At 43.2% G+C, this 13,056-nt stretch carries 13 protein-coding genes and 1 riboswitch; of the genes, 12 read left to right on the top strand and 1 reads right to left on the bottom strand.

Annotated features, from left to right (window positions below):
- Nucleotides 1-10: 10 nt before the first annotated feature.
- From NSQ50_RS16445 to NSQ50_RS16435, 3 genes are all read left to right on the top strand, one after another.
- Entirely contained in the window at nt 11-1,300 is a 1,290-nt protein-coding gene (locus NSQ50_RS16445; RefSeq protein WP_081386910.1) for a VPS10 domain-containing protein, read from the top strand.
- 223 nt (nt 1,301-1,523) lie between these two features.
- A complete protein-coding gene (locus NSQ50_RS16440) occupies nt 1,524-1,700 on the top strand; it encodes a hypothetical protein (protein ID WP_169744776.1) in 177 nt (58 codons plus the stop codon).
- Nucleotides 1,701-1,894: 194 nt separating this feature from the next.
- Entirely contained in the window at nt 1,895-2,287 is a 393-nt protein-coding gene (locus tag NSQ50_RS16435; RefSeq protein ID WP_036687780.1) for a DUF2500 domain-containing protein, read from the top strand.
- 208 nt (nt 2,288-2,495) lie between these two features.
- On the opposite strand, the gene NSQ50_RS16430 is transcribed toward NSQ50_RS16435, so the two are convergent.
- Complete coding sequence (locus tag NSQ50_RS16430; RefSeq protein WP_143760500.1) at nt 2,496-2,903, bottom strand: hypothetical protein; 408 nt, start codon at nt 2,901-2,903, stop codon at nt 2,496-2,498.
- Nucleotides 2,904-3,196: 293 nt separating this feature from the next.
- Here NSQ50_RS16430 and NSQ50_RS16425 point away from each other — a divergent pair, with 293 nt between their 5' ends.
- The 9 genes from NSQ50_RS16425 (at nt 3,197) to NSQ50_RS16385 (ending at nt 13,037) form a co-directional block, all read left to right on the top strand.
- Nucleotides 3,197-3,628, top strand: coding sequence for a cell wall hydrolase (locus NSQ50_RS16425; RefSeq protein WP_036687557.1), 432 nt, complete (start codon nt 3,197-3,199; stop codon nt 3,626-3,628).
- A 121-nt stretch (nt 3,629-3,749) separates the two neighbouring features.
- On the top strand, nt 3,750-4,214 hold the full coding sequence (gerQ, locus tag NSQ50_RS16420) for a spore coat protein GerQ (RefSeq protein ID WP_036687556.1): 465 nt from the start codon (nt 3,750-3,752) through the stop codon (nt 4,212-4,214).
- Between the two features lie 314 nt (nt 4,215-4,528).
- Entirely contained in the window at nt 4,529-5,845 is a 1,317-nt protein-coding gene (locus tag NSQ50_RS16415) for a hemolysin family protein (protein WP_076223800.1), read from the top strand.
- A 161-nt stretch (nt 5,846-6,006) separates the two neighbouring features.
- Nucleotides 6,007-6,759, top strand: a complete 753-nt coding sequence (locus NSQ50_RS16410; protein ID WP_081386909.1) for a DsbA family protein — start codon at nt 6,007-6,009, stop codon at nt 6,757-6,759.
- The gene (locus NSQ50_RS16405; protein WP_036687553.1) at nt 6,756-7,220 is read left to right on the top strand and encodes a disulfide oxidoreductase; all 465 of its coding nucleotides are present in this window, start codon (nt 6,756-6,758) and stop codon (nt 7,218-7,220) included. The genes NSQ50_RS16410 and NSQ50_RS16405 overlap by 4 nt, the downstream gene beginning before the upstream one ends.
- Before the next feature lie 194 nt (nt 7,221-7,414).
- Nucleotides 7,415-7,574, top strand: a riboswitch (cyclic di-AMP (ydaO/yuaA leader).
- A gap of 124 nt (nt 7,575-7,698) precedes the next feature.
- Nucleotides 7,699-9,516, top strand: coding sequence for an APC family permease (locus tag NSQ50_RS16400; RefSeq protein WP_076223798.1), 1,818 nt, complete (start codon nt 7,699-7,701; stop codon nt 9,514-9,516).
- A gap of 203 nt (nt 9,517-9,719) precedes the next feature.
- Nucleotides 9,720-10,727, top strand: a complete 1,008-nt coding sequence (locus NSQ50_RS16395; protein WP_081386908.1) for an iron-hydroxamate ABC transporter substrate-binding protein — start codon at nt 9,720-9,722, stop codon at nt 10,725-10,727.
- 220 nt (nt 10,728-10,947) lie between these two features.
- Complete coding sequence (locus NSQ50_RS16390) at nt 10,948-12,003, top strand: FecCD family ABC transporter permease (RefSeq protein ID WP_051491521.1); 1,056 nt, start codon at nt 10,948-10,950, stop codon at nt 12,001-12,003.
- Nucleotides 12,003-13,037: a FecCD family ABC transporter permease gene (locus NSQ50_RS16385; RefSeq protein WP_036687550.1), complete on the top strand. Its 1,035-nt coding sequence runs from the start codon at nt 12,003-12,005 to the stop codon at nt 13,035-13,037. The genes NSQ50_RS16390 and NSQ50_RS16385 overlap by 1 nt, the downstream gene beginning before the upstream one ends.
- Nucleotides 13,038-13,056 lie beyond the last annotated feature (19 nt).

Genomic DNA, 13,056 nt, shown 5'->3' with positions numbered 1-13,056 from the left:
AGAGAGGTTATTGGCATCTAAGATTGCTGGATTGAAGGGAATAAGATTAATATTGATGCTGATTTTGTTAGCGTGGGTGGTCACGGCTTGTTCATCTCCTCCCCCGGAACCTACTCAGCAGCCCCAGCCGACAGAGGCACCTGAAGAAGGACAGACGATAACCCTGATTACTCCAGACGCGAATCATGTTGACAATGATAGTGCTCCGAAATATCAAATTCAGACTCGTCTTACAGATTTTCAGCTGCTTAGTGAAAGTGAAGGTCTGGCCTGGGGGGTTACCAAAAACGAACTCCGGTTGTACTTAACCCAGGATAACGGAGCAACTTGGGCTAATATTTCACCAGCACCAAATGTGCAGTTCCTCTCCAACCCTGTGTATGGGAAGGGGATTTTCTTCACGGATCCATCACATGGTTGGATTATAAGAAGTGCTTTTGGCTCGACAGAAACGATTGTGCTGCGAACCACAGATGGTGGCCAAAGCTGGAAAATCTCATCTTTAGGAGATGTGAATACAGTATCCTCTGTATATTTCAACTCACCCAAACGGGGTTGGCTGATGACCTCATGGAACGCATCTTCCAATAAAGAGAACAAGGCACTTTTTTCAACAACAGACGGTGGGGCCACTTGGGAAGAAGTGATGCAGAATGAGCAATACAATCCGAATTTCCCTAATGATTCGATACCGTTTGCCGGCGTCACCACTGGAATGATTTTTCGCAATAGTACACATGGATTTGTGACAATGCAGACAGGTGCTCTTCCCAAAATCTTTATGACAAAAGATGGCGGTAAGAGCTGGAGCCTCGGGCCAGCTTTTCTGGTTAACGAACGTTTAGAGGATTGTGACCGAGTAATTACGGGCAAACCGGAGTTCTTCGATGCCAGTAAGTCTACTGGTTGGATGTCTGTTGGCTGCCAAAAGGATAAAGAAAAAACAATCGCCTACCATGGATATTTTACGGCTAACGGTGGAGCAAACTGGAAATTTGCATCCTTTGGATTGAACGCACAAGCTGGTGTCAATCGTCAAATTGCTCCGACGTTTTTGAACTCACAGATCGGTTGGACCATACTTGGCGACACCCTTTACCATACGGTGGATCAAGGAGTTACGTGGTTACCTCTTAAAGAGAGCAGTGTACTGCGATCTAAGCTTCTGGAATATCCGGAGATTGTAAAGCTGCAGTTTTTTTCCACTGAGGTGGGGTGGCTTTTGATTGAGAAAAAAGAGGACAAGCGCTCGATACTGTTACAGACTACGAATGGTGGTATCAGCTGGCGCGTAATGTAATAAGGAAAAAGAACCTGCCTGTTGGTAGGTTCTTTTGTTGTTAGCAGAGTGGGGGTTTATTGTTGTTTGTGAATGATTGAATATAAGGAAAAAACTTATTTAAAATTTTCTTTATAAATGTGAAAAAAATCACATGACATTCAAAGAATCCTGTGATATATTTAACACATAGAAAACAAGTTCAAATTTTCACAAACTCAGACATCGAATAGGAGAGATTACAATGAAAACATTCGAAACAGATTATATGACAAGAAACCTTTTGCAACTTTGCTACAACTGTGATGACGCTCATCTTTGTGAAACTGAAGAACAATGCAGAGCTTGCTGGGCTGAAAATGGAATGTTAGATGATCAGACAGACGAAACTAAGAAATTGCTAGACCTAGTTCATGCTTAATTTAATAACTGAAAACTCTGTATAGAGACCACTCGAATTCTTGATTTCTAAGAAAACGAAGTGGTCTTTTTTGCATCTAGTCTCACTTATTTAATGCTTTCTGGACTAGATGAGGCATATACATGTACAGAAGTACCCAGAACGCAGCAATTAGGCTGAATTACAAGGGGAAGAAGGGGGAAACTGTCATGGGAATGGGCCCGGATCTTTCGTGGATGTTTGATTTTGCCGGAACGGTGATGCCGATCTTTATCGTTGTTATGATTGGTATTCTTGCTATATCAGCAGGCAGGGGCTTGCTTCAATGGGGCAGGAACAATGGCTCACCCATACTAACAATCCCTGCACATATCGTTAGCAAACGGACTGAAGTACGTCAGCAGCAGCTTCAGGAAGAGAATGGCTCAACTCGTACGAGTACAACTTACTATTTAACGTACGAGCTGGAAGGCGGCAGTCGCATGGAATTTAAAGTAGATGGCCATGAATATGGCTTGAGCGCAGAAGGCGATAGAGGAATGCTTACTTATCAAGGAACTAGATATCATGGATTCCAACGACAGCCACAATACTCAACTGCGGAGTAGTCATTTATTATATAAAATCAAAGCAGCGATCCCCATGCTAATGGAGGATCGCTGCTTTGCGTTTTGGTTATGTACAATTCACGTTCATTGACCCTGTAGCTCTCAAAGCTCACTATAAGTGCGATCATCTACTAAGTAGCTGATTATCATCATCCCCTTACCTTACGGACCCAGATGAGGTTATTTGTAATTTCACAGCCTTTTGAGCCTAGTTTCGGACTCCAATGCAGCTATTCATTAGAAAGATGCTTATAATCGGTGCTTTGCGGGCCAATAGGGGCTTTGGGGTCCGATAGAATCCCAAAAGTGGATTAATATCGCGAATAAGGTCAGCTGTGTCCGATAGCGCCTTTTGAGCGGACGTTGACGTGGATGCTGTTGCTGACTTTGAAGCTATTGCTGTTGCTAACAAGGACATCGACGCTGACGTGGACATTGTGGCTAACACCGACAACGATTCCAGCACCGATTCGACGCTAAAACCGACGCCGACTCTGATGCTGTACTGACGCGCTAAAACCGACGCCGACCCTGATGCTGCCACCAACATCGACTCAGACGCTAACGCTGTCGTTAACAAGGACATCGATGCTAACGCTGACATTGTCGCTAACACCGACACCGCCCCCCGACTCAGACGCTAACGCTGTCGTTAACAAGGACATCGATGCTAATGCTGACATTGTCGCTAACACCGCAGCTGCCCCCGACTCTTACGCTGTAACGCGAATGTAATTGGGCAAACGCAGCTTAGAGTATAGAAAATGGGATTTGCTGAGTGGTTAAAAGGAAAAATCCCTACTCTAAAAAATAGGCGGGAACTGTCACCTCTTAGGCGAATGCACATACTATACAGCATGCAGTTAAGAACGAGGTTGCTACAAGAAGTGACCCCAAGGAGGAGACAGCGTGGCCGTCATCAAAACGAACTCGGAAGATGTGAAGGTGCTGGCGCGGTTGATGAGAGCGGAAGCTGAGGAAGATGGAGAACTCGGTATGCTCATGGTCGGCAATGTTGGCGTCAACCGGATTCTTGGCAATTGCTTGGACTTTAATAACATTCGGAATGTGAATGACATGGTCTATCAAAGTCCAGGAGGTTTCGAAGCGCCGCAGAAGGGATACTTCTATCAGCGAGCCAGAGAAGCAGATATCCGTCTAGCCAAACGTGTAATTGCTGGTGAAAGAACCTGGCCAGCTACCAATGCTTTGTGGTTCTTCAGACCCGCAGGTGATTGTCCTGCAACCTGGTATAACCAACAAAACACAGGCCGCTTCAAAGCCCATTGCTTCTTTACTCCGACCGGAGAAGATTGCCCGACTGTATTTATCGGCAATTAGTATGGTAACTGTGCAAAGAGAATTACTCAATAAAATGAGTAATTCTCACAGAAAGTAAGAGTGATTTCAATTGTGTCCAAAGGAGTTTATGCTCCGATAAACATTTAGGAGGTTTCATTAAATGATCGTTCAACCTTACCGCCCCGTAACTTATACCATCGGTAGTGTCTCTTCTTCAGGTATGCCAATGTCTTCCGGAATGCCGATGTCATCAGGAATGCAAGGCATGGGCAGCATGCCACCTCAAGTAAGCAGTGGTAGTCCAATGACGCCAGGGGGAGTAGTAGTTCAGAATCCACCACAAACGTTCGAACAATCCTACATCGAGAATATTTTCCGCCTGAATTTAGGAAAAGTAGGTACGTTTTATTTTACTTATGAGAACAACAAAGACTGGAATGCCAAAGTTTACAAGGGTGTGCTGGAAGCGGCAGGCCGTGACCACATTATTATCAGTGACCCTGCGACTGGCCAACGCACCGTCTTACTTATGATTTATTTTGATTATGCTACCTTCGATGAGCCCCTTACTTATCAATACCCAGGTGTAATTGGCAATCCTCCAACGATGAGAAATTGTCGCTAAATGTAATCCATCTTCGATGAGAAGAACTCCAACGCCAAACGGTTAGGAGTTCTTTTTATTTGTGATTAATTTATGGAATAATCTTGATAATCACTGCCCATTTTTTTTCGAAAGGACACGCATGCTTGCGGTTTGCCCCAATATATTAATATAATAAAGTATATATTCAAAAACGTGATTCTAGACTGGAGATGAAACCATTGGGAAATTGATACTGAAAGGAACAAACGGCGAGCATTTTGCCAATACTCTGAAAAAACGAAGGAGGTGGGCCTATCCATCCATGTACGGAAAATGGTGGATAGGAGTATAAATTGAGCGACCCTTTACCCGGTATATTACATGTTGGTCTTATTATTTTGTTGGTATTGTTAAATGGATTTTTTGTTTCAGTCGAATATGCAATGGTGAAAGTGCGAAGTGGTAGAATTGATACCCTGATTGAAGAAGGTAGTAAAAAAGCTTTTAATGCAAAAAGCATTGTCAGCAACCTAGATGGCTATCTCTCAGCCTGTCAGCTCGGCATTACATTGGCTTCTCTGGCATTAGGGTGGCTGGGTCAACCAGCTATAGCTAATCTTATAGGGCCTTTATTAGGAAGCATAGGTTTAGGAGAAACTGCTGTTAATGTTGTATCTTTGGTTATTGCTCTTATGTTCATTACTATCTTGCATATCGTATTAGGTGAGCTTGCACCTAAGACCATTGCTGTTAACAAGGCTGAATCTGTCCTTTTACTAACAGCAGGACCGATGAATGTATTTTACAAAATCATGTATCCAGTGATATGGATCGTTAATGGGCTGGCGCGTGGTTTACTGCAAATTTTCCGATTAGCCCCGGCTTCAGAGCTGGGAACGGCGCATACGGAAGAAGAAATTCGTATTATCATGCAGGAAAGTAACAAAAGCGGCTTTATCGATAATACTGAAATGGCTTTGGTTGACAATATTTTTGAATTTGTGGATACCATGGCTCGGGAGATCATGATTCCGCGGACAGAGATGATCTGTCTGAATAATCATGTTTCTGCTGAGGAGAACCTTGAGATTGCCTATGATGGCATGAGGACACGTTATCCCGTCTGTGATGGTGATAAGGATCATATTTTAGGCTTCATCCATATAAAGGACTTAATTAAGGATCGCCCGCGAAGTTATCAGAAATTAATTCGTCCAATATTAACCGTGCCGGAATCCATTCAGATTAGCGCTTTGCTGAAAGTTATGCAGCGTGCGAAGACACAAATCGCCATATTGATCGATGAATATGGTGGAACTTCAGGAATGGTGACATTGGAAGATATCATGGAGGAAATTGTTGGAGAAATTCAGGATGAATTTGATGAGGAACGTCCCGGTGTTGAGAAGCTTGGCGAGGATGAACACTCCATTGACGGTTTGATGCTTATTGAAGAGATTAATGATCTTTTGGGTCTTCATATGGAGACTGAGGATTACGATACGATAGGCGGCTGGCTGTATTCTAAATTGGAGGTTAATCCACCTCAAAAAGGGCAATCCGTAGAATTTGATGATCATCTATTTATTGTAGAAGAGACTGAGAATAAGCGAATTTCTCGAATTAAGCTATTGCGGTTACAGTTATTGAATGAAGAAGCTGGAGCTTGATGGAATTATATATTTTTAAAATAAGAGCAGCGTTTCTCCTTTTGGAGTCACGCTGTTTTTTTTGACTATACTGTTTGCCAAAAAGAGATTAATAATTATATAATTTTAAATGTATATGATAAAAACTACATTAGTCCCTAGAGGACAGAAAGGAATTCTCCTTGAGTAAACCTAAAAAAAGTCCAAATGTTCCCCAGTTGAGCAAACAAGAGAAACGACGGGTAGAACAGGAGCAACAGAAGCAGAAAACGAGAATTTTAGTTATTAGTTCAATAGCTGTAGTAGTTATCATTTTTGTTGGATTGTTTATGTTAGCTTCGAAAGATGCAGCAAAGAATGTCTCTACAGGAGAACCGGTAGAATTCAATTACAGTGAGCTACCTAGGATTGGTAATGAGGATGCACCTGTTAAGCTTGTTGAATTTGGCGATTTCAAATGTCCAGCTTGTTCCCAGTTTGCTGGCTCCATGAAACCGAAAATTGTTCAAGATTTTGTCAACGAGGGAAAAGCAGCTCTTTACTTTGTAAATATGGCTTTCGTTGGTCCTGACTCTGAGACAGCTTCACTAGCTGCATTGTCTGTATACCATCAGAATATGGATGAATTCTGGAAGTTCTATGATGCTGTATATGCGCAGCAAGGGGATGAGAGCGACGAATGGGCCACTGAGGATTTCTTGATAAGCCTTGCTGAAAAAGAGAAATTAGCGATCGATTACGATCTGTTGCGTAAAGACATCCAAGAGAAAACTTATGCAGATGAGCTGAAGAAAGACATTCAGTTGGCAACTGACGCAGGCGTGACAACTACGCCTTCGCTCTACATTAATGGAGTGAAAACGGCTGAACCTTTCGATATTGAAGCGATTACATCTGAAATTAACACCGCCGCAAAAGCAGTGGAGGCAAAGTGACAAAATTCCTATCTTTTTGCAAGCGTAACTGCCTCTATCTGGCCTGGTTTGTCTCTTTGGTTGCTGTAGCTGGTAGCTTGTATTTAAGTGAAGTCTTGAAATATGAACCTTGTAAGCTTTGCTGGTTTCAGCGGATTTTTATGTATCCGCAGTTATTTTTGTTGGGAATTGCCACTTTCCGTGGAGATAAGCGCATCATTCCTTATGTGCTTCCATTAAGTTTGATTGGTGGCAGTATCTCAATCTATCATTATGCGGAACAGAAGATTCCAGCGTTAAGTAAAGTTCTACCTTGTACAATTGGTGTTCCTTGTAATAAAGATTACTTGAACTACTTCGGATTTATTACGATTCCTTTGTTAGCTTTAATCGCTTTTGCTCTAATAAGTCTCCTTCTTTGGTATGGACGTAAGGAAGAAGAAATGATTGAAGTAGATGCAGAGGAGAGCTTAGGATTTTAGTTTTTACTTTGGAAGTTACAAAAAAGCTGAAAAGGTATTAAAATCACGGGCTAGAGGGATAATTGAAGATAATGAAAGAGAGCATCCAATAAGACGCTATATTTGAGCTTATTGGATGTTTTTTCATTCTTTTTTCATTTTTTTCAACGCTTTACTGTATGCACTTTGTAGACTAATATTAGACCTTGTGAGAAGTTGAATATGCGCTGAATTTTCTTAGGAAAAACGGGGGAACCAAACTTGGCATTCATGCCAATGGGGTGAATCGGAACCGGGTCGAACAGACCTGTACCGTAGGGCTATAACCACAGCCCGAATCCGCCAGCTAACCTCGTAAGCAAGGTGGGAAAATGACCATGCATAAGCATGCGGATCATTTCCGTATGCTTATTTTTGTGTCTGCATTTATGAAATCCACCGATGAAAACAGCGCACGGAAATTCCGTTTCAGCTCCCAAAGAAAGGAACTGTATCCACCATGGTAAGCAAGGTGAAACGACTATTGATCGGACGTCCGATGAAGTCGAATGAACTCGATCATGAAAAGTTATCCAAGGTTAAAGCACTGGCTGTCCTGTCTTCTGATGCGCTCTCGTCTGTAGCCTACGGAACGGAACAAATTCTGATTGTACTGGTGGCTGCCGGGTTTACTGCCATCTGGTATTCCCTGCCAATTGCATTAGCCGTATTGGGCCTGCTGGCCATCCTGATTTTATCCTATCGGCAGACGATATTTGCTTATCCGCAAGGAGGCGGAGCTTATATCGTAGCCAAGAGCAATCTTGGTATTCCGACAGGGCTGCTCGCTGGGGGTTCATTATTGGTGGATTACATTCTTACCGTAGCGGTTAGTGCCTCGGCAGGGACGGATGCGATCACATCGGCTTTTCCAAGTCTTCATAATCATACTGTTCTCATCGCTGTATCTGTTATCGTTCTATTAACAATCATTAATCTTCGCGGAGTGACTGAATCGGCTTCGTTCATCGCAATTCCAGTGTATTTGTTTGTGGTTTCGATTGTTGTTCTGATTATCTCCGGTATCGTTAAATATGCAATGGGTGGCGCGCATGCGAATGTTCCTGAAATAGGCAGCGCCGTATCTAATGTAAGTTTGTTTCTACTATTAAAAGCGTTTAGCTCTGGTTGTTCAGCCCTAACGGGGGTTGAGGCCGTATCTAATGCGATCCCAAACTTTAAAGCACCGGCTGAGAAAAATGCAGCCAAGACGCTAATGATCATGGGACTTATCCTTGGCTTTATGTTTACCGGAATCACTGTGCTGGCGTATTGGTATGGTATTGTGCCAGATGAAAAGGCTACGGTTGTCTCTCAGATCGCTGAATCGACCTTTGGCCGTGGCGGATTGTACTTTTTCATTCAAGGGATTACAGCAGTGATTTTGTTCTTGGCAGCTAATACAGCATATTCAGCGTTTCCGCTGCTTGCCTTTATGTTTGCAAAAGATAAATATCTGCCACATGCATTTATGGTCCGTGGTGACCGCCTGGGCTTCTCAAATGGCATTATTTTTCTAGGAGTTATGTCTATCATACTTGTGGCTGCATTCCATGGGAATACGGAAGGTTTGATTCCACTTTATGCGGTAGGCGTGTTCATTCCTTTTACCTTATCCCAACTGGGGATGATGGTGCATTGGATCAAAACAAGACCTGCTGGATGGGTGAAAAGATTTGTTGTAAATACCATCGGTATGCTGACTACATTGACGATTACGCTTATATTTATCATTACTAAATTCTCGAGCGTATGGATGGCATTCATTTTCTTACCTGCTGTAATGTTCGTGTTCCACCGTATTCATAAGCACTATTTGAACACTGCGGATCAACTACGTATATGTCCTGCTACTGATAAACCTGTAATTAAAGGAAGTACTGTAGTTGTTCCTGTTGCAGGGGTTACACGTGCTGTATTACATTCCATCAGCTATGCGAAGTCTCTAACAGATAATGTTGTTGCTGTGTATGTAGGCTTTGATGAAGAAGACATTCATAAGATGGAGCAACGGTGGGAGGAATGGAATCCAGGTGTACGCCTGATTGTACTTCGTTCCAGATATCGTAGTATCATTCGTCCGTTAGTGAAGTTTATCGATACGGTAGAGTGGAAGACAGCTGCGACGGATCACATCACAATTCTGATTCCACAGTTTATTACCAAACATTGGTGGCAAGCCGTGCTTCATAATCAGACCAGCTTTTTAATCCGCTCGTATCTAATGAATCAAAAGGACGTTGTAGTAGCGACTGTCCCTTATCATTTAAATAAATAAGTAGAAGATTAAAGATGAGGTTATATCCGGAACGTTCGGAATATAACCTCTTTTGTATTTTATATGAAGGAAATTGTTGCAAATCAACAGAATTTGAAATTTATATGTTGACACAGAGAATGAGAATCAATATCATTTAAAAGTGAAGCAGAGGTAAAGGTCACCTTTGAATATCAAAGCAGTTACATATAGGAGGGTTTTTAATGTTTTGGCTTAACAGAAAAAGATCAGGAAGCATGAAAGTGACAATGAGCGGACTAATAGTGATGACGCTATTACTTTCCGCTTGTGGTAATAATAATGCTGAAAGTTCATCAAATGCAGGAACAGCGCCTACAACAGCTCCTACAGCAGAATCTACAGAGGCACCTGCTGCTCCTAAGACATTAACAGATGCAATGGGCCATGAAGTAACGATTCCGGCTAATCCACAGCGCGTCCTGGGTTCATATTTGGAAGACTCATTGGTAACTCTGGGTGTGAATCCAGTAGCTCAATGGTCAGTTACAAATGGCGTTCAGGATTATCTGGCCACTGAATTGAAGGATATTCCTACAATTAGTTACGATCTTCCGTTAGAGGCTGTAACCAGCTTTGCTCCGGATCTTATTATCATCCCATCGGAGTCTTCTGTTCAGAACGGGATTTACGATCAGTTGAATAAGATTGCACCCACTTATGTAATTGGGGATGAACTAAATCAAGATTGGCGCAAATCTTTGCTCAAGATTGGTGAGATTTTGAACAAAACCCCTGAAGCAGAAAAAGCCATTAAAGATTATGATGTTAAAGCAGCGGCTGCGAAAGAACAGCTTGCAGGAGCTATTGGACAAGAGTCCGCGGCTATTCTATGGTTGGTGCAAAAAAACTTCTATATTGTAGACGAAACCCGCAGCAGTGGTGCTGTATTATATACAGACCTTGGCGTAAAGCTTCCTAACTTAGTAACAGAGATCCCAGTAGGAACAAGAGCAACTTGGAATCCGATCTCGCTAGAGAAGCTTTCTGAGCTGACTGCAGATCATATTTTCCTTGTAAATAGTGATAAGACTGAGGGTTCGGAGATCTTAGATAGTGCAATTTGGAAGGGCATCCCAGCTGTAAAATCTGGAAATGTGCATGAAATGAGCTCAACAAGCAGCTGGCTTTACAGTGGTGCGTACGCTGGCAGCAAAATCATTGACGATGTGCTAAAAAGTCTTGTGAAATAAAAGTCGTAATTCACCATGAATGAGACTGATCATTTCGGTGGGGAAGGGCGTGCAGATCAAGTATCTCGTGATACAAAGATCTGCACCATTTTTTTATAAACCAATCCCATATTACGGAAAAATCGTTCCTGCAATTGTACAACATAAATATTTTTGCGATAATGAGAATGATTGTTGTTATCATATAAACCATTGTAACTATTGAATAAGGAGACAACCCATGGTTTCACCCTCAGATTTCGCAAATCGTATTAACAATGAACCCAAAAAAGCTCTACATACCCGACCGGCAGCTGCCATTGGTATTCTTATTTTTGGACTTGCTGCCATTGCCTTCGGATTGGCACTTTCGGTCTCAGTGGGTGCGGCAGATATCAAGTTAGCTACAGTATGGGAAGCTATATTTCATTTCAATCCAGATTTACAAAAACATCAGGTGATTAGAGAACTGCGATTTCCACGTGCTATTGCTGGCGCCTTAGTCGGTGCTTGCTTCGCAGTAGCAGGGGCTATCATGCAGGGGATGACAAGAAACCCGCTTGCGGATTCAGGGCTGTTAGGCTTGAATGCAGGAGCAGGAGTAGCGCTGGCAATAGTATTTGCTTTTGCACCCTCACTCTCATTCACTTCACTAATGTTGTATTGCTTTATCGGTGCCGCTGTGGCCTCTTTTATCGTATTCGGAATCGGTTCGCTTTCTTTTAATGGCCTGACCCCCTTGCGATTGACACTAGCAGGTTCGGCAGTTAGTGCTTTATTGGTTGCTATTAGTCAGGGAGTAGCTATTCTTTTCAACTTATCTCAGGATATAGCCTTCTGGTTAGCCGGTGGGATGGGGGGAGCTAGCTGGACTCAGATCAAGATTATATTCCCTTGGGTGGCCGTGGCCTTAATTGCAGCGATGATGTTATCACGATCCGTTACATTGCTCAGCTTAGGAAGAGAAGTTGCGGTTGGTCTGGGGCAGCGGACAAGGTTAGTTCAGTTGGCATGTATGATTGTTGTGGTTATCTTAGCTGGAAGTGCGGTTTCAACGGTTGGCCCGATTGCTTTTATAGGACTAATTATTCCACATGTTACACGTTATTTCGTTGGAGTGGACTACCGCTGGATTATACCTTGCTCGGCTGTTCTGGGGAGCTTATTGATTATCTTTGCAGATATTGCCGCAAGAATGATAAATGCACCGTATGAGACACCGCTAGGAGCCTTAATTGCCATCATCGGCGTACCTTTCTTTATTTATTTAGCGAGTAAGCGGAAGGGGGAGCTGTAATGCCCAAAATAACCCTTACTCCAGATGAAAAAGAACGCCGTACACGCGCCCTAACGGTGTTATCGCTCCTTGCTATACTGATCGTCGTGGTGTTTATAGTCAGTATGAATACAGGGTTTATGCGTCTATCCCCACTGGAGGTATTACATACACTGCTGGGTGATGGAACACATCAGCAAAAGCTTATTTTATTTGATTTCAGATTACCCCGCATCGTAATTTCATTGTTAGTTGGAGCGGGCTTTGCAGTATCAGGCTGTATTCTACAAAGTCTCGCACGTAATGCACTTGCTGAACCGGCTACGCTGGGGATAAGTGCTGGTGCAGGTTTTGCTGTAATCATTTTCATCTCGTTCTTTCCGGCTACAACTGCAGCTCCGGTATTTGTCTTGCCTCTCCTAGCGCTTGGTGGGGCTGGCCTGACTGCAGCTTTAATCTATATTCTTGCCTACCGGAAGGCAGATGGTCTGTCTCCTACAAGGCTGATCCTTATCGGGATTGCGGTCGCTGCAGGAATCAATGCTTGCCAGCTTGTATTGGCACTTAGGCTTGATCCTAATAATTATCAATTTGTAGCTACTTGGATCGCCGGGAAAATATGGGGTGGGGATTGGAGATTCGTCCTTGCTTTGCTGCCTTGGATCGCGATTCTGTTACCGTTCGCCTTCTATAAAGCCCGGGTTCTAAATGTATTGAATCTAGGGGACCATACTTCATTAGGTCTAGGAATGCGTGTGGAGAAGGAACGTATTCTCCTTCTGGTAACAGCCGTAGCGCTTGCCGGCTCCTGCGTCGCAGTAAGCGGAGGTATTGGCTTCGTCGGCCTGATAGCACCACACCTGGCTCGCAGGCTCGTGGGACCCCGTCATCAGGTGTTATTACCTGCTAGTGCTTTGACAGGGGCGCTTCTTATGATTACCGCTGATACCATCGGCAGATGGGTGTTGCAACCTGCGGAAGTTCCGACTGGCATTGTGGTTGCGATTATTGGCGCACCTTACTTTTTATATTTACTCGCCAAGTCTAAAGCGTAAATTAGTTCATACTTAGGAG

This window comes from Paenibacillus sp. FSL R10-2788 (assembly GCF_038003885.1).
GTDB classification, from domain to species: domain Bacteria; phylum Bacillota; class Bacilli; order Paenibacillales; family Paenibacillaceae; genus Paenibacillus_AQ; species Paenibacillus_AQ odorifer.
Note: the sequence above shows the minus strand (reverse complement) of the source record. Positions and strands in the feature narration are given on the sequence as shown.

What these genes read in the sequence shown, in the direction of transcription:
- NSQ50_RS16385 (WP_036687550.1), top strand. Translation starts at nt 12,003, where the DNA reads ATGCCCAAAATAACCCTTACTCCAGATGAAAAAGAACGCCGTACACGC.
- gerQ (WP_036687556.1), top strand. Translation starts at nt 3,750, where the DNA reads ATGATCGTTCAACCTTACCGCCCCGTAACTTATACCATCGGTAGTGTC.
- NSQ50_RS16435 (WP_036687780.1), top strand. Translation starts at nt 1,895, where the DNA reads ATGGGCCCGGATCTTTCGTGGATGTTTGATTTTGCCGGAACGGTGATG.
- NSQ50_RS16390 (WP_051491521.1), top strand. Translation starts at nt 10,948, where the DNA reads ATGGTTTCACCCTCAGATTTCGCAAATCGTATTAACAATGAACCCAAA.
- NSQ50_RS16395 (WP_081386908.1), top strand. Translation starts at nt 9,720, where the DNA reads ATGTTTTGGCTTAACAGAAAAAGATCAGGAAGCATGAAAGTGACAATG.
- NSQ50_RS16440 (WP_169744776.1), top strand. Translation starts at nt 1,524, where the DNA reads ATGAAAACATTCGAAACAGATTATATGACAAGAAACCTTTTGCAACTT.
- NSQ50_RS16400 (WP_076223798.1), top strand. Translation starts at nt 7,699, where the DNA reads ATGGTAAGCAAGGTGAAACGACTATTGATCGGACGTCCGATGAAGTCG.